Below are 24,185 nucleotides of genomic sequence, written 5' to 3'. Positions count from 1 at the left end.
CCGATTCCCTCGAAAAAGCCCCCGGCACAAGCCATTTCAAGCCATTGTGGCTCCCAAATGGCGCTGGTTTCCGGTCCTGCCGACCGCATCTTGCCCATGCGGAGCACGCTATGCAAAAAGGACCGGTCTTGCCCACGGTCTACTAAGGCTCGCAGGCCGCTCGGGACAAGACCATGCGAACAATCAACTGCCAGTATGTACCGCTTTCGGCGGTAGCGATCGGGCTGGAGGAGAATTAATGGTTGATAACGTGCCCCTCTGGGTGCCGACGCCCGAGCGCATAGCCAGCGAGCCGGTCACCGCCTTCATGGTCGAAGCTTCCGCCAAAGCCGGAACAACCTTCTCCTCCTACGCCGACCTGCATCGCTGGTCGATCGACAGCCGCGCGGATTTCTGGAACCTGGTGTGGGATTTCTGCGGCGTGGTCGGCGACAAGGGCGAGCGCCTGCTCACCGACGGCGACAGGATGCCCGGCGCCGCCTTCTTCCCCGATGCGCGGCTGAATTTCGCCGAAAACCTGCTGCGCAAGCGCGGCGCCGCCGATGCCATCGTCTTCAAGGGCGAGGACAAGGTGCTGCGCCGCCTCTCGTGGGACGATCTTCACGCGCTGGTGTCGCGCCTGCAGCAGCTCTTCATCTCGCTTGGCGTGAAGCAAGGCGACCGCGTCGCCGCGATGATGCCCAACATGCCGGAGGCCGCCGCCGGCATGCTCGCCGCCGCCTCGATCGGCGCGGTCTGGTCGTCCTGCTCGCCCGACTTCGGCGAGCAAGGCGTGCTCGACCGTTTCGGCCAGATCGAGCCGGTCGTGTTTCTGGCGCCGGACGGCTACTGGTACAACGGCAAGCAGAACGATGTCTCTGCAAAGGTGCAGGCGATCCTGGCGAAGCTGCCTTCCGTCCGGCAGGCCATACTGGTCGACTATCTCGGCACCGCGAGGCAGGCGGCCACCGCCATGCCGAACGCCGCGGCGCTCGACGACGCGCTCGCGCCCTTCGAGGCAAGGGACGTCACCTTCGAGCGCCTGCCCTTCAGCCATCCGCTCTACATCCTCTATTCCTCGGGCACGACCGGCATTCCCAAATGCATCGTGCACGGCGCCGGCGGCACCCTGCTCCAGCACCTCAAGGAGCACCAGTTCCACGGCGGCGTGAAGGACGGCGACCGCCTCTTCTACTTCACCACCTGCGGCTGGATGATGTGGAATTGGCTGATCTCAGGCTTGGCGACTGGCGCGACGCTGTTGCTCTATGACGGCTCGCCCTTCCACCCGAACGGCAACATCCTCTTCGACTACGCCGATGCCGAGCGCATGACCTATTTCGGCACCTCGGCGAAATTCATCGACACGCTGCGGAAGTCAGGCCTGCGGCCGATCGACAGCCACGATCTCTCGACCGTGCGCACCGTCTCCTCCACCGGTTCGCCGCTGTCGCCGGAAGGCTTTGCCTTCGTCTATGACGGCATCAAGAAGGACGTCCATCTCGCCTCGATCTCCGGCGGCACCGACATCGTCTCCTGCTTCGTGCTCGGCGTGCCGGTCGAGCCGGTCTGGTCGGGCGAGATCCAGGCCGCCGGCCTCGGCATGGCTGTAGACGTCTGGGACGACGAAGCGCGCCCGGTCCGGCAGGAGAAGGGCGAACTCGTCTGCGCACGGGCGTTCCCCTCGATGCCGGTCGCCTTCTGGAACGATCCCGATGGCAAGAAGTATCACGCCGCCTATTTCGAGCGTTTCGACAATGTCTGGTGCCATGGCGACTTCGCCGAATGGACCGTCCATGGCGGCATGGTCATCCATGGCCGCTCCGACGCGACGCTGAACCCTGGCGGCGTCAGGATCGGCACCGCCGAGATCTACAATCAGGTCGAGCAGATGCCTGAGATAGCCGAAGCGCTCTGCATCGGCCAGGACTTCGACGGCGACGTGCGCGTCGTGCTGTTCGTGCGGCTGGCGGAAGGCGTAGCGCTCGACGACGATCTCGAGAAACGCATCCGCACCAAGATCCGCACCGGCTGCAGCCCGCGCCACGTGCCGGCGAAGATCGTCGCCGTCGCCGACATCCCGCGCACCAAGTCCGGCAAGATCACCGAGCTTGCCGTGCGCGACATCGTCCACGGCCGCGAGGTGAAGAACAAGGAAGCGCTCGCCAATCCGCAGGCGCTGGAACTCTTCCGCAACCTGGAGTCGCTTCGCAGCTAGGCCCGGCCAGGAGGGCTACAGGCCGGTTTCCAGCCGCCAAAACATGCTCGGTTCCCAGAGAAAGCCCGGAAATCCGGGCTTTTCCTGGTTAAGGACCGGTAACTGGCAAATTTACCTAAACTTCATGAGTGGTACACATTCGTAAAGATTTTTGCCCGGTGGTAAGGACTTGTTAACTCCCTCCCGCCGATAGTTGCATCCAACTTGAAGGGAGAAATCCCGCTCCTCACCATCCCCCGAGGAGGCGATGTTCGCTCAAGCCCCGTTGTCACAGCAAATTCTCTTCAAGGCGCCTCCCTGGCGCCTTTTCTTTTGGGTTCTCCTCTCCCCGTTCCAGGGGAGAGGATGCCCCGGCAGGATGGCGCGACCGCTAGGTCACGGCTCCACGATCTTCGTCGGGTGCTCCAGCAGGCTGAATTCGTAGCCGTCGCAGGTGATGTCGGGATTGGTCGGGCTGAACATGCCGTTCGGGTTGTCCTTGAACAGCCAGGCGTGCAGGTCGTAGTGGACGAAGCCCTGCGGAATGAGCGGCTCGTGTCCTTCCATCGGCCCCTGGAAAGGCTGCCCCATCAGCACCGGACGCTCCTTGGCCACGGTCACCGGCACCAGCCATTCCGCCGCCACCAGTTGGAGTTTTCCGTCGACCGGCTCGTATATCAGCACGTTCGGCCGCTTCGGGTCGAGCGGCCCCTGGACCGTCAGGTTGACGAAGTGGACGCCCATGCCGCCCTTCGGATACTCCATGTGGCCTTCCATCTTCATTCCGTCGTAGTGCACGCATCCGACGGTCGACAGATAGAGGTCGCGCACGGCGACATAGGGGTCCTTGTACTTGACCAGCGCTTCGCGGATGGCGTCGAGTTCGGCCTTGCTCGGCTCCTCGGCGCTGGCGCTGATGGGTGCTGTGATCGAAAGTCCTGCGAGCGCGACCGCGACTGCGCAAGCGATTTGCCCGGCATTCATTGCATCCCTCCCATGTAGCGTTGAGACAGACTGCACTGCAGAAAGCAGCCGACTGTCGCTCCGAACGGGAAGATTGTAAATTAGCCGACTGGAATATATCAGAGGCTGGCTTCGCGGTCCTTGGCCAGCGCGCCCGACAGAAGCAGCACAGGCACCAGCGCCGTCAGGATGATGACGATCGCCGCCGCCGCACCTTCCTGCGGGGCGCTGCGCGAGGCGTTCTCGTAGACATGGGTGGCGAGCGTCGAGAAGCCGAAGGGCCGAAGCAGGATCGTCGCCGACAGTTCCTTGGTGGTATCGACGAAGACCAGCACCGCCGCCGTCAGTATGGCAGGCTTGAGCAGCGGCAGCAGCACGGAAGCCGCGCTCTGCGCCGGCGTCCGGCCCAGGCTGCGCGCCGCCTCGTCGAGATGGCCGGGCAGCTTTTCCAGCCCGGAGCGGATCGCCCCTTCGGCTAGCGCCACGAAACGGATCGAGCAGGCGATGATGACGCCCGCCGCCGAACCGGTCAGCAGCAGGCCGGTGGAATGGTCGAAATACTGGCGGAAGAAGGCGTCGACCCCGTTGTCGAAACGCGCCAGCACGAAAAGCAGACCGAGGCCGAGGATGCCGCCGGGCAGCGCGTAGCCGATCGAGGCCAGCCTGACCGTCACCGTCACGCCTCGCGAGCGCGACAGCCGGACCGCGTTGAGCAGGAAGATCGCCAGCGTGACCGTCAGCAGCGCGGTGCAGCCGGCGGTCATCACGCTGTTCAGGAAAGCGTTGACGAGGTCGGGCGAGGTGAATTGGTCGAGCCTGCGCGAGGCATAGTCGCCGAACACGTAGACCGGCACGCCGAAGCCCGAGAGCACCGGCAGCGCCGTCAGGAACGTCGCCAGCGGCCCCCAGAACCCCTTGAGCGCTACGCGCGGCGGATGCGCCTTCATGTGCGTGGCGCGGCCGGTGTGGAAGCGCCGCTTCTGCCTTGCCCAGTATTCCGCGCCGAGGATGGCGAAGACGAGGATCAGCATGATCAGCGCGATCTGCGCGCCGCCTTCCAGGCTGCCGCGCGCCAGCCAGGTCTGGTAGACGGCCACCGTCAGCGTGCGGACGCCGAGATATTCGGCGGCGCCGATGTCGTTGATCGTCTCCATCAGCACCAGTGCCACGCCGGCGACGATCGCCGGCCGTGCGACCGGGAGCAGCACCCGCCAGAACACCTTGGCCGGCCGGGCGCCGAGCGTGCGCGCCACGTCGGCGATGTTCCTGCCCTGCATCAGGAAGACGATGCGCGTGGTGAGATAGACGTATGGGTACAGCACCGAGGCAAGCACCAGCGCGCAACCCGGCGTCGAGCGTATGTCGGGGAACCAGTAGTCGCGCGCGGTCTGGAAGCCGAAAAGCGACCGCACCAGCCCCTGCACCGGCCCCGAATATTCGAAGAATTCGCCGAAGGCGTAGGCGGCGAGATAGGAGGGAACCGCGAGCGGCAGCACCAGCGCCCAGGCGAGCGTCCTGCGCAGCGGGAATTCATAGGCGACGACCATCCAGGCCGAGGCCACTCCGGCCGCCGTCGTCGCGACGGCGACCATGGCCATCAGGTAAAGCGTCGTAACGCTGGCGCCGGGCAGCACGTTGCGCACGAGATGCGGCCAGTCCTCGCCGGTGCCCGACAGCGCCACATAGGCGAGCGACAGGACGGGAAGCAGCACGACGAGGCTGACCAGAAGCGCAAACAGCTTCAGCCAGGGATGGTGCGGGCGCCGGGCGGCAAGGGATGCCGCGCCGAGGCCAGCTGCCAGAGTCCCGCCCGTGCCCTGCAGACCCGCCACGGTTCAGCTTGCCTTGCATGCGAAAAGCCGGGCCGCATGCGGCCCGGCTGGGATCGTTGGCAGGCGCTTGCGCAAGATGCCGCCGGGTGGCTTACGACGACGGGCCGTCGTCGAGCGCGACCCGATCCACGATCTCGGACGCTTCCTTGCGATGGCTGCCGATCTCGGCGAGCGACAGCGTATCGGCGTTGAGTTCGCCGAACGACTTCACCATCTCCGACGGCTCCAGGCCCGGCTCGACCGGATATTCGTAGTTCGTCTCAGCGTAGATCTGCTGCGCCTTGTCGCTCGCCAGGAACTGGATGAGCTTGACGGCATTGTCGCGGTTCGGCGCGTTCTTCGCCAGCGCCGCGCCCGAGATGTTGACGTGCGTCTTGCCGTTCTCGAAGGTCGGGAAGATCACGTTGATCGCGTTGCCCCACTCCTTCTCCTTCGGCTCCTTCTCGTTGGTGCGCATCAGGCCGACATAATAGGTGTTGCCGAGCGCGATGTCGCATTCGCCCGAGAAGATCGCGCCGGCCTGCGGCCGGTCGCCGCCGTCGGGCTTGCGGCCGAGATTGGCCTTGAGGCCGGTCACCCACTCCTCGGCCTTCTCGGGGCCCCAATGGGCGATCGCCGCCGAGATCAGCGCGAGGTTGTAGTCGTGCTGGCCCGAGCGCATGCAGAGCTTACCCTTCCACTTGGGGTCGGCGAGATCGGCATAGGTCAGCGCGGTGTCGGTGACGCGGTCCTTCGACGCGTAGATGACGCGGGCGCGCTTGGTCAGGCCGAACCAGTGTCCCTCGGGGTCGCGATATTCGGCCGGGATCTCCGCGTTGACCACCTCGTCGTTCAGCGCCTGGGTGATGCCCGCTTCCTTGGCCTTGGTCAGGCGCGAGATGTCGACCGTCATGATGACGTCGACCGGCGAGTTGGTGCCTTCCGCCTGGACGCGCTCCTCGAGACCCTTGTCGAGAAACAGCACTTCCGTCTTGATGCCGGTTTCGGCCGTGAAGGCGTCGAGCACCGGCTTGATCAGGTCGGGCTGGCGGTAGGTGTAGATGTTGACCGCACCGTCCGCATAGGCGGCGCCGGAAAACAGCGCGGCGAGCGCGAAGGCCGCGACGGAATTCATCTTAACGTTCATGTGTCTCTCTCCTGGCCGTCGAGGGTCGGGGGTGTGGCACGTGCTTCATCCCTGGTTCCGGACCGGAACGCCGTCTCTATGTAAAATCTGACCGTGGGCGTCAAGATAAGCGATAGGGAAATCAATAGGTTAGAACCGTTCTAAACTGGACGATTCGTGACCACTTTCAACGGGATGCCCTTCGGAGGCCATCGGTGGCGCGGCACTCGGTCACAGGAATGTGTTTCATCTATCCGGGCAGCCACCGATGTCCGTCATGTTCTGCAGCAGTCGCTGGGGTACAGTTTCAACTGACCACTCGCCAGTCTCCACCGGCTTGGCGTCCGCATCGGCGAGGCATGGATTCCCGACACTCTCCGCTCGCTTTGCTCGCTCACGAGGTCGGGAATGACGGATTGCTTCGGCTGCACAGCCAATCGCCAAGGTTACGACTGGCGAAAAGTCGCAATTGGCGGAAGTGTGGATGCAATGCTCGATGTGCAGCAGTACGGCTCGACGGAAAGCAGTTACGGCAACTTTACAGGTTAGCCGAAGCGTAATTCGGAGATTAACTGGAGCGTAATATGAAGTCCGTCATTCCCGACCTCGTGAGCGAGCGAAGCGAGCGGAGAGTGTCGGGAATCCATGCCTCGGAGTTGCCGCAACAAAGACTGCCCAGACTAAGTTCACGGCAGCCAAGCCAAGGTGAGTGGCCGGCAACTCACAGCAGATGCCACGAAATATCGTGCCAATGCGGATTATGCTCTTCGATCAGCTTGATCTTCCACGCTCGCGGCCATTTCTTGATCGCCTTCTCCCGCGCAATGGCGTCGACGATCAGTTCATATTCGTCGAACCAGACCAGCCGCATGACGCCGTATCGGGCCGCAAACTTCGAGCCGGTGCCCGTCCGATGCTGATGTATCCGGCCGGCGAGATCCGACGTCACGCCGGTGTAAAGCGTGCCGTTCTTCTGTGACGCCAGGATATAGACGTACCCCCGCCTGCCCATCGTGCAATTGTAAGGACAGGCAATGTCGCGGCAAGCCGGCGCGAGAAACTAATCCGCGAGCACCCTCGTCGGCGGGAAGGCCACTTCGACCAGCGTGCCTTCTCCCGGCGTCGAGTGGATGGAGAATCTGGCGCGGTTGGCCTCCACCATCGCCTTGGTCAGCGGCAGGCCGAGGCCGGTGCCGTCGCCGCGCGTGCGCTTCAGCGAGTTGATCTGCTTGAACGGCTTCAGCGCCTGCTCGATCTCGGCCGGCGTCATGCCGATGCCGGTGTCGCGCACCCTAAGCACCACCTCGCCTTGCGCCTCGTAGGCGGTGGAGACGATCACCTGGCCGCCGGCCTGCGTGTAGCGCACGGCGTTGGACAGGATGTTGAGCGCGATCTGGCGGACGCTGCGCAAATCCGCAACCACGTCCGGCAGCTTCGAGGCGAAGCTCGAGCGGATGATCACCCGCTCGCGGTTGGCCTGCGGCTGCATCAGCGCCACCGTCTCGGCCAGCGTCTCGTTGAGCGATACGGCCTCGTAGGCCATCTCCTGCTGTCCGGCCTCGATCTTTGAGATGTCGAGGAGGTCGTTGACGAGGTCGAGCACGTGGTTGCCCGAGCGGTTGATGTCACGGAGATAGTCGCGGTAGCGGTCGTTGGCGACCGGCCCGAACTTCTCGTCCAGCATCAGTTCGGAGAAGCCGATGATGGCGTTGAGCGGCGTGCGGATCTCGTGGCTGATGCGCGCCAGGAACTCGGTCTTGTGCGAGGAGGCGCGCTCGGCCGTCGCGCGCGCCTGCGTCAGCTCCTCCTCGGCGCGCTTCCACTGGGTGATGTCGCGCACCACCGCGCAATAGCCGCTGTCGCCGGGCAGCTTGCCGATCGTCATGAAGAGCGGGATGAAGCGGCCCTCCGCTTCGCGGCCGATCACCTCGCGCCCGTCGTTGAGCACGCTCGCGACGCCGTGGTCGGTGAGCCCGTTGAGGTAGTCGCCGGCCGCCTTCTGGCTTTCGATCGCGAAGAGCGACGCGAAGGATTTTCCGGCCACATCATCGCTGTCCATGCCAAACAGCGCTTCGGCCGGCCGGCTGATCGAGCGGATGCTCCCGTCGCGGGCGATCAGCACGACGCCGTCGGTCGCCGTATCGATGATGGTGCGCATCTCGGCGACGCGCGCCTCGAGTTCGGCGATCAGCGGCGACTGGCCGGAGCCGAGCGTGCCCTCCCTGGCGCGGGACAGCACCAGCAGCAGCGCCTTGCCGCCTTCCCACGGGACCGACTGCAGGAACGCCTGGACGGGGAATTCCTCGCCGCCCTTCGTCTTCAGCCGCATGTGGCGATCGGTCTGGCGCGGACCGGGGTCGTGCTCGTCGCCGGCCTCATCCTCGTAGGGATCGGCGAACAGAACACCGATGCCGCCGGCGTCGGCCAGTTCCTCGATCGAGCGGTAGCCGGTCAGCGCGAAAAACTCGTCATTGGCGTAGTGCAGCCTGTCGCCGGAATGGACGAGCAGCGGCACGGGCAGCCTTTCGAGGATCGACAGGCCTGCGCCTGCCTCGGCCGGCGAGGCAGCGGCCGCTTCCGCCTCTCCCGCCGCCGCGACGTCGGCCGCTCTCGTCTCTTCCGCAGCTTCCGCATCGGTCTCGTCGGCCTGCAATGGCTCGATGCCGACCGGTTCGGCTGCTCTCGTCTCGGCATCCGCCGATCCGGCCGCCGCCGGGGCCTCGCCACCGGGCTCGGCAGGAGCTGGTTCGCTCACCTCCGCCGGCGCTTCCTCCTGCGCAACAGGTAGCGTGTGCCCGTCCAGCGCTGCCGCCTCTTCCATCTCGACCATGGCGGCGGATTTCGGCGCGTCATCGCTCGCCGGCCCGGCGGGCTCGTCCTTGCCCCATTGCGCAAAGTCGAGCAGCGACATCCCCGGACGGCCGCTCTTGCGCGCCTTCGCCGGCGGGGTGACGGGTTCCTTCGGTTCCGAAGCTTCCCCGGCTTCCGTTGCGGGCGGCACTGCTTCCGGCTCCGCCGCCCGGGCTTCGCCGGTGGACGCTACCTGTTCGAAAGCTTCAGAGACGGTCTTCTCCGGCAGATCAGCCGCTTCGTCCGTCACCCCGTCGAGCGCCTGCAGCGCGGCGACGTCTTCGGCGTCGACGGTCGCATCGTCCGGCTCCTCGAACACGGCCTGCTCACCGGCCGGTGGCTCAGACCGCCCTGCCTCGCGTGCCGGCGCAGCACCGCTGACCTCCGTCCGCTTCTCAGCTTCCGCGGGTCCCGCCTCCGGCTTCGGCTTGCTTTCGGTTTCCGGCGTCGCCGACGCGCCGCTTTCCTTCTTCAGCCGCTCGCCGATCTGCTGGAAGGTTATGCGCTCACCGGCGGACAGGCTGCGCTCGCCGCCATTGCCGTTCGGCCCACGGTCGTTGGCGGGGTGCCTGTGCTCGGCCAGCCGGATGATCTTGTCGGAGAAGCGGCGGTCCGGCGCGGACGCCACCGCCAGCGCCGGCTTTTCGCCATGGAAGGGGTCGGCGGCATCGGTCGTCGCGTTGTCGTCGCGTGGAACGTCTTTCGCGGGCTTCGGTTCGGCGGCGGTCGCGGCGTCTTCCGCCCGGCGCGGCGTTGCGTCCGGCTCCGTCTCCGGCAGCCTGACCAGGACCAGCCCTATGCCTTCGGGGTCGGGCATCGCGTCGCCGGTGCGTGCGACGCCGAAGCCGCGAAAACCTTCGAAATTGCGGTTGCGATCGTAGACGGGCAGCGCGGCCAGATCGACCGGGATCTTGAGGTCGGTGCCGGCCACCGGCCAGGCGACCGAGCGGCCCGACCATGTGTCGCGGCGCGCCAGCAGCCCGGCGATCTCGCCGGTCGCGTCGAAGCCGAATGCGTTCGCCACGTCGTGGAACCGCCGCCCGACGATGTCGGCGGCAAGCTCGCCGACGGCGAGCGAGAATTCGCGCGAGATCTGGCTGAATTTTCCGTCGGCGTCGGTCCGCCACACGAAACGGACCGGCCCGCTTGCGCGCTGCGCCGGCTGCGCTTCCTGAGGCGGCGCCTGAGGCGCAGCCTCTTTCTGTGCTTGTGTCTCCGACACGGCCTCTTGCGGTGCTTCCGACTCGCGCGCCACGACGGCGGCTTCTGCCACCTCCGGCCGAGCGGCCTCGTCCTCTACACCCTCTGGTCCCGCCGCCTCCGCAGGGACGGACGATGCCTCGTTCTCCGGTTCGGCCATGGCCTGCCCGGAGGCCGGCTCGATCTCCATCGGGCCGCCAAGCTCGGGGGCCTCCGTCGGAGGCGGTACGGCATCCGCTACGGCTTCGATCGACGGTTCCTCTGTTTCCGGACGTCCAGCACCATCGGTGCTGCCGAGATACCAGATCTCGCGGACCGGGGGCTGCCCGGCGAGGACCGCCGCCTCGGCGGCCGCTTCCACGTCGAGCGCACCGGTGTCCGTCGGCGTCGCCGCGGCGGCTTCCTCCTCCGGCTCGTCGGCGAAATTCTCGTCGATCACGACCAGCAGATGCCGCTCGTCGGTCAGCCGCGCCAGCCCGGCCGGCAGAGCGCCGCGCCTGCCCTGCAGCATGCGCTTGACGATCGGTTGCCGTTCCCTCGCCTCGCTGACCATGTCCGCCAGCGCTTCCTTGGCAAGGCCGAGCCGCGCGAAACCGGGAGCCGCCGCCTCGACCCCGCCTTCCCTGTCGATAAAAGCCAGGAAATGACCGGCCGCCGAGAAGCCGCCGATCGCTCTTGCCGAAATGTCGTCGTCCGCGCCGCCGACGCTGGCCGGCTGTGCGAGCAGGATCGCCCTCTCGCCGTCGGGCAGCGTCACCGCGCTCGCCAGGAACTGCAGCGCCCAGCTCGACATGCCCGACGCAACCCGCACCAGCAGCGCGCGGTCGCGGCCGATGTCGGGGAATCCGCTGGTCGCCGCGATCTGCCGCTTCGCCGCCGCGCCCAGCGGCGCCTCGGCGCCGAGCGCCGTCTCGACGTCGGCATGGCCGAACAGCGCCGCGCCCGGACCGTTCGCCCAGATCATCTCCCCGAGGTCGTCGGACAGGATGACGAGTGCGTCGCCGGCGGCGAAACGCTCACGCACTTCGTCGAGCGCGGCAACGTCCAGGAAAGAGTAAGAGGCTTGCGCCATGCGACCCGTGAAATCCCCTTTGCAGAACGATGTCTGCTTAACCCTTTATTAATAAAACCCGGACCCGCCCTCCGTCCATCAAACTGGTGTCTGCAATGAGGCAAATTGCCGGTTTTGGTTAATCTCCCCAGGTACTTATGGTGCATCGCACAATAAATATTGCAATGCACAATAAAATGGCCTATATCGACGCCATACCTGAACAAGACGGCCCAACTCGGCCAGCCGCCAGCTTGCGCGCCGCTTCTATCAAAGGACATGAAAATGGCCAAGACGGCAGAAAAAACCGCTGAGTTCGAGACCATCGAGTTCCCGAGCTTCGACGCATCCAAGGCGACCGACCAGATCCGCGCCTTTGCGGAAAAGAGCGTCGAGCAGTCGAAGGAAGCCTACGCCAAGCTGAAGACCGGCGCCGAGGAGACCCAGAAGGCCCTCGAGACGACCTTCGAAAACGCCAGGACCGTTTCCAGCGACCTGTCGCTCAAGACCATCTCCGCTTTCCGCGCCAACGCCGAGTCGAGCTTCGCCCACCTCGAGGCGCTCGTCGGCGCCAAGTCGCTCTCCGAAGTCTTCGAGCTGCAGACCTCCTTCCTGCGCAAGCGCGTCGAGACGAGCGTCGAGCAGGCCAAGGACTTCCAGGCCGCCGCCAGCAAGGCCGCCGAGAAGGTCTCCGCCCCGATGAAGACCGTCTTCGAGAAGACGGTGAAGGAACTCAAGATCGCCTGACGCGTTCTGGCGATCAAGTCATACCGGCAGGCGGCACCTCCTCCCGCTTCCTTCCGGGCAGCAGCCGGCACCTCCTCCCGCCGGCTCGTGACAGGAAAAGGCCGGCACCTCCTCCCGCCGGCCTTTTTCTTTGTCCGCCAGCCAGTGCCGTTCCCCGGCCACGCCAGTTTCGGCTTTGCCTTGGAATGGGGTTGAATTAAATTGCGATAGCCCGTATGGACCCCCTCGCCCAAGGCGAGCGCGTCGCCGGCGGGCGAGCCGTTCCCGGCATGTGCCGTTGTAGCTCAGTTGGTTAGAGCGCCGGATTGTGGATCCGGAGGTCGGTGGTTCGAGCCCACCCAACGGTACCAACTTTTTTCCAGACCCTGACTGTTGACATACCAATCGCCGCACATGTGAAACCGGCATCGGCGCATGGCTTGGCTCCTCAATCGTCACCTGACCACCGAAAATTCGTACTGGTCCCAGCTTTCAACCGCCTTGTACTCGTCGCTACGTCCTCGTGACCCGAAGGGATTGCGGAAAACAGCGCCGCAGCAAGTCAGTTTTCCTGGAAAGGACCTGCATACGAAATTGCCTTGCACCCATGCCGTTCCAGCCAAGGTTTCGCCGCCGATCGTTTCATGCAGGACGCCGTCCGGCGAGATCGTACGCTGCATCGGGAGAAACTTGTGCAACACTTGTTTGCCCCGCACTTCATGGCCAAACAGCAGCGATTTTATTTCATCTCCGGTCAGCCGGTCGTCCGGACTCATGCCCGCCTTTGCTAGAGGCGGCAGATCGGGGACGCCCGCCTTGGCCAGCCCGACCAGGAGACGTTCGATGTCGGCCGTATTCCTGAACACCATGTAATCCTGCGTCGTCAGCAGGTTCGGCGCGTGGTCCTGCCTTTCTTTCATGACTTTCCTGAATTTTTCCAGGGCCGCGGCCGCCGCTTCCTTGCGGCCCAGATGTGCGTTGGCCGACACGAGGATCTGCAAGGCGTAGAATTTTGGCCAGGGGTCCCGCGATTCAAAGTCCATTTTTTCGATGGTGTGAACCGCGTCCTCGAACTTGCCCTGGCCGAACTCGGCCAAGCCGGTCTGATAGCGGCGATAGTCCATCCAGGAATTGGGGTCGACGCGGGCCGCTGCATCGAGATATGTGAGCGCTTCCTTCGGCCTGCCGTTGAAATTCAGGGCATTGGTGAGCGAAAGATAGTTCCAGGGGTCGCTCGGATCGAGCGCCACCGATTCCAGGAGTACGGACACCGCCTCATCGGAATTGTGTTCCCTGACCATCAGTTCGGCGACCAACTGGTAGTAGCCCGTCGAAGGATGTTTCGCCGCCAGCTCCAGCGTCTCGCGGACCTTGCCGTAGGCCTCGTCAACCGAAAGTCCCATGAAAACCGCCCGGTTGATGTCGGCATCCCAATAGCACCAGGCGAGCTGGGCGTAGGCCGCGCCGAAATTCGGGTCGATCTCCACCGCACGCTTGAGCAGTTCGACGGCCTTTGCGAATTCTTGTGGTGTATTGACGCGATTGTAGATGTCGAGCGCCTTCAGGTAGGCGTCATAGGCTTCCGGATTGTCGGTGCCGCCGGCGCGCGCCGGCACAGCGGTGCTGACGAGGCGAAGCTGCAACGCGCCCGCAATGCTGGCGACGACCTTGTCCTGCAGCGCAAAGACGTCGGCCCAGCTGCCGTCGAAGCGCTCCGCCCAAATATGACCGGAATTCGTGGCGTCGATCAACTGCGCATTGATGCGCATCTCGTCGCCGACGCGGCGGATTGAGCCTTCCAGCAGGTAGCGGACGCCGAGTGCAGCCGCGATCTCGTCGGACTTCGTGTCCTTGCCCTTGTAAGCGAAGGCGGCGTTGCGGGAGACGACGAAAAGGCCCGGCACGCGCGCGAGCTCCGTCGTCAGATCCTCCGTAAAGCCGTTGGCGAGATATTCCCGTTCCTTGTCGTCGCTGAGATCGTCGAATGGCAGGACGACCAGCGATGGCCGGCCATCGTCAAAGATTGGGGTTTCGGATTGCACAAGGCTGTCCCACGGCTGCCACCAGGCTGCGATAAGGCCGAGGGCCACCAACGCGAGGACAGAAGCGATGGCCGGCCACCGGCTGGAGCGCAGCTTGCCGCGCCGGCCCGGAGCCATTGCCGCCACCCGGGAATCGAGCAGCACGCGAAAGGCCTGAACCGGCTCGGCGATGTTCTTCATCTTCTGTTCGCCCATTGGCTCGAAGGCGAAAGCCAGCTTCCTTTCGACCTCGCGGGCCACCTTGCCGGAGACACAGATGCCACCCGGCTCCGCCAACTGCTCAAGTCTCGCCGCGATGTTGACGCCGTCGCCGTAGCGGTCGTCGCCCTCGACGATCACCTCGCCGAGATTGATGCCGATCCGCACCTGGATCTGCTCCGCCTGGCGAACCGAGCCATTGCGTTCCGACAGGCCACGCTGCAGCGACACCGCGCATTCGACCGCATCCACCACGCTGCCGAACTCGGCGAGCAGGCCGTCGCCCATCAGCTTGAATATGTGGCCGTGATGGCGTTCGATCTCAGGCTCGAACAGTTCCTTGCGCCCGGCGCGAAGGCGCTCGAACGTACCAGCCTCGTCGCGCTCCATCATGGCCGTGTAGCCGACCACATCTGCCGCCAGGATCGCTGAAAGCTTACGGTCCATCGGTGACCTTAGCCCCGCCGAATTATACGCCCGCTGGACAGAAACTAAACGCCAAAATGCGGTCAGGCGGCAAACGTCGGCTCGGTCGAGGATAGGGCGCCGGCTACTGGAAATCGAAGGCGCTGAGGCCCGTCACCATTTCGTCCAATCCCAGCGGGCGCGTCACCGGCGGCTCGGCGCGGGCGAGGCAGCCGGCGCGCTCGCAGAGCCGGCAGGCCGGCCCGACCGGGGTCGGCGGCGTTGCAGCCAGCCCAGCGCCGTAAACGATCTGGTCGCGGAAGGAGATGTCGCAGGCCAGCAGCAGCGCGGTCCGGCGCGGGCGCTCCCCGAAGGCGCTTTGCGGCCCATCGAGGGTGCGCGCCATGCAGAGGAAAGCCGCGCCGTCAGGCATCTCGACCGCCTCGACAAGCAGGCGGCCCGGCTCGGCGAAGGCGGCGTGGACAAGCAGCTTCGGACAGCCGCCGCCGAAGGCCGCGTGCGGGAAGCCGGCCGCGCCGGCGCGGCGCAGCCGGTTGCCGGCGCCGTCCGCTTCCATCAGCAGGAAGGGCACGCCGGCGCTGCCCGTACGCTGCAGCGTGACGAGGCGGGTGGCGGCATGTTCGAAGGACACGCCGAAGCGTGCGGCGAGCACGCCGACATCGTAGCGGGCTCGGACCGCCGCCTGCAGGAAGGCGGCATAGGGCATCATCAGCGCATGGGCGGCGTAACGGCCGAGCTCGAAGCGGGCGAGCCGGCGCGCCTCGTCGGAAGAAAGCTTCAGCGCCGCCACCTCCCGCTCCAGCGCCTCGCGCATGCGGATCAGGCAGGCCTCCATCGCGATCTCGCGAAGCTGGTCGGCGCGCGAAAGCCGCTCGGACAGGTAAAGACGCTGCGAGTGGCGGTCGTAGCGCCTGCGCCAGTTGGGCATGGTCGCGGCCGGCAGCACCCTGACCGAGATGCCGTGCTCCTTGCGCAGCCATGCCTTCAGCGCGGCGAACAGGTCGTCGCCGGGGTCGATGTCCCCAGCGAAGGCTTCGGCCGCCTCCTCGAGCGCCGAAAAATGGCTGGCGCGATGTTCGAATATCTCCCTGACCTCGTCGACCGGCAGCCGCGCGGCCGACAGGGTCGTCGCCCTGCCCTCGCCGGCAAGCAATGCGTTGAGGTCCGACAGGCGCTCGGCCTGCTCGCGATAGGCGCGGAAGAGTTTCAGCACGGCGGCAGAGGCATTGGGCGCCGCCTCGGCGAGCTCGACCAGTTCCTGGTCGCCCGGCAGTTCGCCCGCCAGCAGCGGGTCGGAAAAAACTTCCTTCAGCGCCGCCACCGAGCCGCGCGTTTCGGCCTGCAGTTCCTGCGGATCGATGGCGTAGACCGAGGCCAGTTTCAGGATGAGCTGGACGGTGATCGGCCGCTGGTTGCGCTCGATGAGGTTCAGATAGGAGGGTGAGATGCCGAGGCCCTCGGCCATGGCCGTCTGGGTGAGGCCACGCTCCATGCGCAAGCGGCGGATGCGCGGGCCGGCGAAGATTTTCTGGTCAGCCATAGCGATCGACCCTGCGAAAACGGCGGCGCCTGGGCTTTGGAACGCTTTTACAAATCTTTACAGATTTACAACCGCCTCGTGTCAAGCGCACGACTGATTTTCCTTTATTTTCCGCTATTTCGCAAGTGCGAACTGGCACTTCGACCTTATTCTTGTAAACAAAGTCATATCGAAAGGAGCCTCAAGGCTTCCCGAGAACCAGCACGATGAGACCGCAGGAGCCTCGTATGACCGATTTTTACAAGTTCGTTCCCACCGCAGCCGAGGGCCGCTTCGAGGGCATCGAACGCCCCTATACGCCGGAGGATGTCGAGCGGCTGCGCGGCTCCGTCCAGATCCGCCATACGCTGGCCGAGAACGGCGCCAACCGGCTATGGCAGCTCATCCATCGCGAAGACTTCGTCAACGCGCTCGGCGCCGTCACCGGCAACCAGGCGATGCAGCAGGTCCGCGCGGGGCTGAAGGCGATCTACCTGTCGGGCTGGCAGGTCGCGGCCGACGCCAACACGGCAGGCGCGATGTATCCCGACCAGTCGCTCTATCCGGCGAACGCTGCTCCCGAGCTGGTCAGGCGCATCAACCGCACCCTGCAGCGCGCCGACCAGATCGAGACGGCGGAGGGCAACGGGCTGTCCGTCGAGACCTGGTTCGCGCCGATCGTCGCCGACGCTGAGGCCGGTTTCGGCGGACCGCTCAACGCCTTCGAGATCATGAAGGCCTTCATCGAGGCGGGCGCGGCCGGCGTCCATTTCGAGGACCAGCTCGCATCGGAGAAGAAGTGCGGCCATCTCGGCGGCAAGGTGCTGATCCCGACCGCCGCGCATATCCGCAACCTCAACGCCGCGCGGCTCGCCGCCGACGTCATGGGCACGCCGACGCTGATCGTGGCGCGCACCGACGCCGAAGCCGCCAAGCTGCTCACGTCGGACATCGACGAGAACGACAAGCCGTTCGTCGACTACGACGCCGGCCGCACGGCCGAGGGTTTCTACCAGGTCCGCAACGGCATCGAGCCGTGCATCGCGCGCGCCATTGCCTATGCGCCGCATTGCGACCTGATCTGGATGGAGACGGGCAAGCCCGACCTGGCGCAGGCCAGGAAATTCGCCGAGGCGGTGCACAGGGCCCATCCGGGCAAGAAGCTCGCCTACAATTGCTCGCCGTCCTTCAACTGGAAGAAGAACCTCGACGACGCGACGATCGCGAAGTTCCAGCGGGAGCTCGGCGCGATGGGCTACAGGTTCCAGTTCATCACGCTCGCCGGCTTCCACCAGCTCAACTACGGCATGTTCGAGCTGGCGCGCGGTTATCGCGACCGCCAGATGGCGGCCTATTCCGAGCTGCAGCAGGCAGAGTTTGCGGCCGAGGCCAACGGCTACACAGCGACCAAGCACCAGCGCGAGGTGGGCACCGGCTATTTCGACGCCGTGTCGATGGCCATCACCGGCGGCAAGTCGTCGACCACCGCCATGCATGAATCGACCGAGACCGAACAGTTCCGTCCCGGCGCGGAGAATGAACAGTTCCGCCCGGCGGCGGAGTAATTTCAGGGAGAAGAGCCATGAACGTCAGACCGCAAGTCAAGCAGCGCGCCGAGGAACAGGCCTCGGCGATGAGCACCGACCAGCAGGCGGCGATCCGCATCCTCGCCAACGACCTGCACCGGCTGAACCAGGCGGTGATGCAGGCGGTCGAAGCCGGCGTTTCGGTCGAGCTGGTCCGCTCGGCGCGCCATCACGGCGGCAACGGCAACTGGGGCGACCTGTTGATCCCCGTCGTGGTGACCCAGCAGCCGGCCGCATAGGCGGCGACATGAAGTCGACAACGGTTTCGCCGCGGCGGCGGCGAAGCCGCCCGTACACCCTCCGTTAAGCCTGTGATTCCACAGCGGAACACAATGCCGTCACTGGCGTTGACCCTGAGCCGGAATTAATGTTTCGGCAGTCGTTATCGAGCGGCTTTTCAAACCCAGGGTGCATTCGAAGCCATGACGGGATCGCGGGTCGAACCGGATTTCGACCAGGACAGGAATTTTGCCGACAGGGACGCCCCACATGGGCTGGCGCCCGATATGTCGAGGGTCCTGGTCGCCGGCAACTCGCAGATCAACCGCATCGTCGTCTGCAGGATCGTCGAAAGGTCGGGCCTGAAGCCCGTCAGCGAGAATCCGGTGAGCGCGGTGCGCGTTCTCCCGCTGGTCTTTCCCGTTCTTGTCATCCTCGACGGCGGCCCCGACAACAATGATTGCGACGGCGTCATCGGAGGCGTGGTGGCGCTGCGGCGGGCGTCCGGCAGGAAGCTGCCGGCGGTGATCCTGCTCTCCAACCGCGCCGCCGATCCGGCATCCTTCAGCGGCGTGGTCGACGCAGTGGTGACGAAGCCCTTCACCGCCGATCATCTGCAGCCGGTCGTGGAGCGCCTGGTGAGGGCTGCAAGGGAGTAGCCGAGGGTTTTCCTCGATGCGAAACCGGGCATCACTAACGCCGTCTTAACTCTATTGGACGGACGATAGATTCTGATCCCTGTCGACCTGTGATAAAGACTGCGCTTTGCAGCCGGGACGCCGCTGTGCGTATTAAAAATCAGATCATCGTTTCCGTACTCGGCGCCACCGCCCTGATTGGGCTGGTCGGCGTCATCGCCGTTCTGAGCCAGAAGCGCCTTGCCGAGGCGCACGCGGTGACCGAGGCGATCAACGTCTCCCGGCAGTTCGCACAAACCATCGCCTTCAAGCCGTCCGACGGACAGGGCGCCCTGCTCGACCAGCCTGAGGCCTTGCGCCAGTTCGTGGAAGCGCACCGGCAGAGCTCGAAACGCGATTTCATAGTGGTCGACCGGAACAAGATGATCGTGGCCGACAGTTCGGACGAACAGCGGGTCGTCGGCCAATTGTTCGACGAAGACCGGAACAACGAAGTCGGCCTGACGATGGAAGACGGCGTTCCGCGCCATTTTCTGGAGGACAATGACGATAGCGAATATCAGCATGAGCTTATCGCTGTCCCCGTCGAATACCCGCCCGGAAGCGTCGCCGGCGCGGTCGTGCTCGAATACGCGCCGGTCCTGGCGGCGGTTCAGAAGCAGGCCAACGCGATGCAGTGGATCGTCGCTCTGGCGGCGGCGGCGGCCATGCTGGCGGCCATGGGTCTGCTGACGGTGGTGCTGCGCCATTTCGATTTCGGGCTGTCCAGCCTGACGGCGGGCATGAAGTCGCTGGCCGAAGGGCAGTCGGGCACGCGTATCGCGAACGTTTCCAACGACGAGTTCGGCGAGCTGGCAAAGGGCTTCAACGCCATGGCCACCGAACTTGAAGCGTCGCGCGCCGAACTCATGGTGCAGAAATCCTACGTCGAGGACATCGTCCAGGCAGCGGCCGAAGGCATCGTCGTCATGGATGGCGGGGGCCGCGTCGTTTCCGCCAACCCGGCGGCGGCAGCGATCCTCGGCCTGCGGGCGGACCGGATCGCCGGGCAGGACTGGCGCTCGGTGATCACGATGGAGCCCGCGAAGAGCAGTGAGGCGGCTCAAAAAACCTCCCTGGTCGAGCTGGCGCTGTCGACCGGCCGCCAGCATCAGGCCGAAGTGCGCCTGGTGCGGCCGGATGGCGCCAGGATGCCGACGATCGCCAGCTGCGGCCCGCTCAGCGGCGCCGAGGGGGGCGTCGTGCTGACGCTCAGCGACATCAGCGAACTGCGTCGCGCCGAGGGGGTGGTCAGCGAGCGGGCAACGAGCTGGCAATCCTCAATCGCGCACTGCAGGAGAAGTCCGAAACGACGGCCCGCCTGGTCAAGCTCGGGGAACTGCTCCAGGCCTGCGTCACCTTTCCCGAGGCGTTCTCGGTGGTCGGATCGGCGATGGCCGAATTCGTCGGCGGGCTCTCCGGCACCGTCCATCTGACGAGCGCGTCGCGCAACCTTGTCGACGAGATGGCGCATTGGGGCGCCGTTCGTTCGAGCGTCGCCCAGTTCTCCCCGGAGGATTGCTGGGCGCTGCGGCGCGGACAGGAGCACATGTCAGGGCCGGGCATCCTATCGCCGCGCTGCGCCCACATCACGGAAAACGGCAATCGCGGCTACGTCTGCATGCCGCTCGCCGCACAGGGCGAAACGCTGGGCATACTGCATCTGTGCGAAGCCGACGCGGCGGAGAAGCCCGACTGGCTCGACGAGCGGCGCCAGATCCTGCGCGGCGTCGTCGACACGCTTGCGCTCGCGCTGGCCAATCTGCGCCTGCGCGAAACGCTCCGGCAACAGTCGATCCGCGACCCCAACACCGGGCTTTTCAACCGCCGGTATCTCGAGGAGACAAGCAGCCGCGAGCTGAGGCGGATGGAGCGGTCCCAGCTGCCGCTGGCGATGATCATGCTCGACGTCGACCATTTCAAGCAGTTCAACGACACGTTCGGCCACGAGGCCGGCGATCTGGTGCTGAAGCAGGTGGCGGCGACGATGCTCGACCACGCCCGGGAAGCCGACGTGGTGTCGCGTTACGGCGGCGAGGAGTTCGCGCTGGTGATGCCCGGCGCCTCGCTGCAGGAGGGCGTGGACCGCGCCGAAGCGCTGCGTGCGGCGGTAAAGCAGCTTCACGTCACGCATCGCGGCCGCACGCTCGGCACCATTACCGTCTCGCTCGGCGTCGCGGCATATCCCGAGCATGGAACGGGCTGGTCCGAACTCGCCAACGCCGCCGACCACGCGCTCTACAAGGCAAAGGAAGAGGGCCGCGACCGGGTCATGGCGGCGCCCGGCGGCGGCACGCAGGCCGAGCGGCCGCCGATCCACGTCGTACCGTCCATCTCCTAACCCGGGGCCACCCCTTCCCTTTCTGCATGCCGCGCGGCTATAGTCCGAAATCCGCAACATCCATTCGGTGATTGATGCCGCCCGTCAAGAAGGAAGCCCGTCCGTCCAGCCGCGCGGGACGTACACGCACGCCCGCTTTCGTGAAGAACCGCCGCGGCGTGAAGAACTGGAAGGAAGTCAGCGCCTGGCTCGATTGGCGCGGCATCGAAGACATAGAGTGCATCACCCCCGACCAGGCCGGCATAGCGCGCGGCAAGATGATGCCGTCGAAGAAGTTCACCTCCAACACGTCGCTGGCGCTGCCGTCGGCCGTCTTCATGACCACCATATCGGGCGGCTACCCGGAGGACGGCAACGGCTTCTCCTACCCGGAGGACGACGGCGACCTCAAGCTGATGCCCGACCTCGGAACGCTGTCGGAGGTTCCCTGGGAGACCGACCCGACGGCGCAGGTGATCTGCGACCTCGTGCACCAGGACGGGCGCTCGGTGGAATTCACGCCCCGCAACGTGCTGAAACGCGTCATCGCCGCCTATCATGCGCGCGGCCTGAAGCCGGTCGTGGCGCCCGAGATCGAGTTCTACCTCGTGCGCAAGAACCCCGATCCCGACTATCCGCTGACGCCGCCCGTCGGGCGCTCGGGCCGGCCGATCGGCGGCGGCGCCGGCTATTCGATCGCCGGCGTCAACGAATTCGACGAGCTGATCGACGACATCTATCATTTCTCGGAAGCGCAGGGCCTGGAGATCGACACGCTGATCCACGAGGAGGGCGCCGGGCAGCTGGAGATCAACCTGCGCCACGGCGACCCGGTCGAGCTCGCCGACCAGGTCTTCCTCTTCAAGCGCACGATCCGCGAGGCGGCGCTGAAGCACGAGACCTACGCCACCTTCATGGCCAAGCCCATGCAGGGGCAGCCGGGCTCGGCCATGCACATCCACCAGTCCGTGCTCAACACCCGGACCGGACGCAACGTCTTCACCAACGAGGACGGCAGCGAGTCGGCCGCCTTCTTCCATTTCATCGGCGGCATGCAGCAGCATGTGCCCAACGCGCTGGTCATGTTCGCGCCCTATGTGAACTCCTACCGGCGATTGACCCAGGCGGCGTCGGCTCCGGTGAACAACAAATGGGGCTACGACAACCGCACCACTGCCTTCCGGGTGCCGCGCTCAGACCCCTCGGCGCGGCGCGTCGAGAACCGCATCCCCTCCTCCGACGCCAATCCCTATCTGGCGCTCGCCGCCTCGCTCGCCTGCGGGCTGATCGGCCTGACCCGGAAGCTGAAGCCCGACGATCCGATCCTGACCACGGCCAACGAGGACGAGATCGACCTGCCGCGCGGCCTGCTCGAGGCAGTCGACCTGTTCGAGGACGACAAGGATCTGCGCGAGGTGCTCGGCGAATCCTTCGTCACCACCTACGCAGCCATCAAGCGCGCCGAGTTCGAGACCTTCATGGAAGTGATCTCGCCGTGGGAGCGTGAGTATCTGCTGCTCAATGTTTAGGGGAGTAGGGGAGTAGGGGAGTAGGGGAGTAGGGGAGTAGGGGGAATGGCCGAAGGAGGGCGCTCGTATCAAGATCTTTTGGTATGGCAGCAGTCCATGGACCTCGTCACTGAAATCTACTCGATGACGAAGGCTTGGCCAAAGGAGGAGCTCTTCGGCCTCACGACTCAGGTACGGCGCGCCGCTACTTCCATCCCTGCGAACATAGCCGAAGGTTATGGCCGCGAGCATCGCGGCTCCTATCTTCAATTTCTCCGCATCGCCCAGGGCTCACTGAAAGAGCTCGAAACCCACCTTCTGATTGCCGAGCGGGTAGGGGTAGCCCCCAAAGATAGAATTGCAACTCTCCTCCAGCGTGTTGAAAGCGTAGGCAAGCTGCTCCGGCTGCTTTTGCGGAAACTGGCCAGCACGTAGCCGATCTCTTCCCCTATCTCCCCTACTCCCTTACTCACTTACTCCCCCGGTCCACCATGCCCTACCAATCCCCCATCTCCCCCGGTTACTCCTGGTACGAAGACACCGCCGGTCGTAGACCGGACTACGCTGCGCTTGACGGCGATCTCACCACCGACGTCGTCATCGTCGGCGGCGGCTTCACCGGGCTGTCGGCGGCGACGCATCTCGCCAAGGCCGGCACCAGCGTCGCGCTGATCGAGGCGCATCGCATCGGCGACGGCGCCTCGGGGCGCAATGGCGGCCAGCTCGGCACCGGCCAGCGCGCAGGCGCCGAGGAAATGGAGAAGGAGTATGGCTTCGAGCGCGCCAAGGCGCTGTTCGACCTCGCCGAGGAAGCCAAGGTGCATCTGCTCGAATTCGCGGAAACGAACGGGATAGAGATCGACTTCCGGCGGGGTCACCTCAACGTCTGCCACCGCAGCAGAGACCTGCCCGAATATGTCGAGCATGCCGAAGCGATGGCGACCCGCTTCAACTATCCTGACATCGCCTACATGGATGCGGCCGAAACGCATGAGCGCATGGGCTCCGACCATTATTACGGCGGCGTGCGCGACACCGGCACCGGCCACATCCATCCGCTGAAGCTCGTCATCGGCACGGCCCGCGTTGCCGCCGAAGCCGGAGCGAAGCTTTTCGAGAACACCGCATCGACCGGCATTACCGCCAATGGCGGCAAGGTGGTCGTGAAAACCGCGACGGGCTCGATCACCGCGAAAAAATGCCTGATCGCGGTGAACGCCTATGGCGGCGATATCGAGCCGCAGACGGCGTCGCATGTCATGCCGATCGGCTCCTTCATCGGCGCCACCATCCCGCTCGGCGACGACAGTCCCGTTCTGCCGGGTGGCGAGTCGGTGTCGGATTCGCGCTTCGTGGTGCGCTATTTCCGCCGCGTCAAAACCGGCGAGCTTCTGTTCGGCGGCCGCGAGGTCTATGCGCCGGGCGACCCGCAGGACATCCAGATCCACATCCGCCGCCAGATCGCCGAGATATATCCCGGGCTGAAGGACGTGAAGATCACCCATGCCTGGGGCGGCTATGTCGGCATCACCATGCCGCGAAAACCCTTCGTGCGCGAAGTGATGCCCAACGTGATCTCGGCGGGCGGCTATTCCGGCCACGGCGTCATGCTGTCCAACTTCATGGGCAAGCTCTACGCCGAGACAGTGTCGGGCAACCGGGACCGGCTGAAGCTCTTCGAGGACCTCAAGATACCACCCTTCCCCGGCGGCCGCCGCTTCCGCGCGCCGCTGCTCTTCCTCGCGCTCAACTGGTACGCGCTCAGGGACAGGTTCTGAGCGGAGCCC

At 65.3% G+C, this 24,185-nt stretch carries 17 protein-coding genes and 1 tRNA gene; 11 read left to right on the top strand and 7 right to left on the bottom strand.

Annotation, left to right across the window (positions count from 1 at the left end):
* Positions 1-238 precede the first annotated feature (238 nt).
* Positions 239-2,197: an acetoacetate--CoA ligase gene (locus D8676_RS22260; RefSeq protein WP_121583294.1), complete on the top strand. Its 1,959-nt coding sequence runs from the start codon at positions 239-241 to the stop codon at positions 2,195-2,197.
* A gap of 375 nt (positions 2,198-2,572) precedes the next feature.
* Here the strand turns inward: D8676_RS22260 and D8676_RS22255 are convergent, their stop codons facing one another.
* The 5 genes from D8676_RS22255 to D8676_RS22235 form a co-directional block, all read right to left on the bottom strand.
* On the bottom strand, positions 2,573-3,160 hold the full coding sequence (locus tag D8676_RS22255) for a hypothetical protein (RefSeq protein ID WP_245427051.1): 588 nt from the start codon (positions 3,158-3,160) through the stop codon (positions 2,573-2,575).
* A gap of 98 nt (positions 3,161-3,258) precedes the next feature.
* Positions 3,259-4,731 (bottom strand): iron ABC transporter permease, encoded by a 1,473-nt coding sequence (locus tag D8676_RS22250; protein WP_245427070.1) that lies wholly within the window; start codon positions 4,729-4,731, stop codon positions 3,259-3,261.
* Positions 4,732-5,062: 331 nt separating this feature from the next.
* Positions 5,063-6,097, bottom strand: a complete 1,035-nt coding sequence (locus tag D8676_RS22245; protein WP_121583293.1) for a Fe(3+) ABC transporter substrate-binding protein — start codon at positions 6,095-6,097, stop codon at positions 5,063-5,065.
* Positions 6,098-6,797: 700 nt separating this feature from the next.
* Positions 6,798-7,088, bottom strand: coding sequence for a GIY-YIG nuclease family protein (locus tag D8676_RS22240; RefSeq protein ID WP_121583292.1), 291 nt, complete (start codon positions 7,086-7,088; stop codon positions 6,798-6,800).
* 48 nt (positions 7,089-7,136) lie between these two features.
* Positions 7,137-11,198 carry an ATP-binding protein gene (locus D8676_RS22235; protein ID WP_121583291.1) on the bottom strand — a complete coding sequence of 1,354 codons (4,062 nt, stop codon included), beginning with the start codon at positions 11,196-11,198 and terminating at the stop codon, positions 7,137-7,139.
* A 264-nt stretch (positions 11,199-11,462) separates the two neighbouring features.
* Between D8676_RS22235 and D8676_RS22230 the strand changes: the two genes are divergently transcribed.
* Both D8676_RS22230 and D8676_RS22225 read left to right on the top strand, forming a co-directional pair.
* Positions 11,463-11,924: a phasin gene (locus D8676_RS22230; protein ID WP_121583368.1), complete on the top strand. Its 462-nt coding sequence runs from the start codon at positions 11,463-11,465 to the stop codon at positions 11,922-11,924.
* Between the two features lie 273 nt (positions 11,925-12,197).
* A tRNA-His gene (locus D8676_RS22225) sits at positions 12,198-12,274 on the top strand.
* 84 nt (positions 12,275-12,358) lie between these two features.
* On the opposite strand, the gene D8676_RS22220 is transcribed toward D8676_RS22225, so the two are convergent.
* Together D8676_RS22220 and D8676_RS22215 are read right to left on the bottom strand one after the other, a co-directional pair.
* Positions 12,359-14,590, bottom strand: a complete 2,232-nt coding sequence (locus tag D8676_RS22220; protein ID WP_121583290.1) for an adenylate/guanylate cyclase domain-containing protein — start codon at positions 14,588-14,590, stop codon at positions 12,359-12,361.
* 103 nt (positions 14,591-14,693) lie between these two features.
* Positions 14,694-16,109 (bottom strand): XRE family transcriptional regulator, encoded by a 1,416-nt coding sequence (locus D8676_RS22215; RefSeq protein ID WP_121583289.1) that lies wholly within the window; start codon positions 16,107-16,109, stop codon positions 14,694-14,696.
* A 227-nt stretch (positions 16,110-16,336) separates the two neighbouring features.
* On the opposite strand from D8676_RS22215, the gene aceA reads away from it, so the two are divergent.
* The 8 genes from aceA (at position 16,337) to D8676_RS22175 (ending at position 24,176) form a co-directional block, all read left to right on the top strand.
* Positions 16,337-17,653: an isocitrate lyase gene (gene aceA, locus D8676_RS22210; RefSeq protein ID WP_121583288.1), complete on the top strand. Its 1,317-nt coding sequence runs from the start codon at positions 16,337-16,339 to the stop codon at positions 17,651-17,653.
* 17 nt (positions 17,654-17,670) lie between these two features.
* On the top strand, positions 17,671-17,913 hold the full coding sequence (locus D8676_RS22205; protein ID WP_121583287.1) for a hypothetical protein: 243 nt from the start codon (positions 17,671-17,673) through the stop codon (positions 17,911-17,913).
* A 183-nt stretch (positions 17,914-18,096) separates the two neighbouring features.
* Positions 18,097-18,552: a response regulator gene (locus D8676_RS22200; RefSeq protein WP_245427049.1), complete on the top strand. Its 456-nt coding sequence runs from the start codon at positions 18,097-18,099 to the stop codon at positions 18,550-18,552.
* A 236-nt stretch (positions 18,553-18,788) separates the two neighbouring features.
* Positions 18,789-20,006, top strand: coding sequence for a PAS domain S-box protein (locus D8676_RS22195; RefSeq protein WP_147448239.1), 1,218 nt, complete (start codon positions 18,789-18,791; stop codon positions 20,004-20,006).
* Positions 19,964-20,911, top strand: a complete 948-nt coding sequence (locus tag D8676_RS22190; RefSeq protein WP_121583285.1) for a sensor domain-containing diguanylate cyclase — start codon at positions 19,964-19,966, stop codon at positions 20,909-20,911. Before D8676_RS22195 ends, D8676_RS22190 begins: the two co-directional genes overlap by 43 nt.
* Positions 20,912-20,985: 74 nt before the next feature.
* Positions 20,986-22,419 (top strand): glutamine synthetase family protein, encoded by a 1,434-nt coding sequence (locus tag D8676_RS22185; protein ID WP_121583284.1) that lies wholly within the window; start codon positions 20,986-20,988, stop codon positions 22,417-22,419.
* 45 nt (positions 22,420-22,464) lie between these two features.
* Entirely contained in the window at positions 22,465-22,833 is a 369-nt protein-coding gene (locus tag D8676_RS22180; RefSeq protein WP_121583283.1) for a four helix bundle protein, read from the top strand.
* A 56-nt stretch (positions 22,834-22,889) separates the two neighbouring features.
* Positions 22,890-24,176 carry an FAD-binding oxidoreductase gene (locus D8676_RS22175; protein ID WP_121583282.1) on the top strand — a complete coding sequence of 429 codons (1,287 nt, stop codon included), beginning with the start codon at positions 22,890-22,892 and terminating at the stop codon, positions 24,174-24,176.
* Positions 24,177-24,185 lie beyond the last annotated feature (9 nt).

The sequence above is a fragment of the Mesorhizobium sp. YM1C-6-2 genome, from assembly GCF_003666685.1.
Classification (GTDB): domain Bacteria; phylum Pseudomonadota; class Alphaproteobacteria; order Rhizobiales; family Rhizobiaceae; genus Mesorhizobium_K.
Note: the sequence above shows the minus strand (reverse complement) of the source record. Positions and strands in the feature narration are given on the sequence as shown.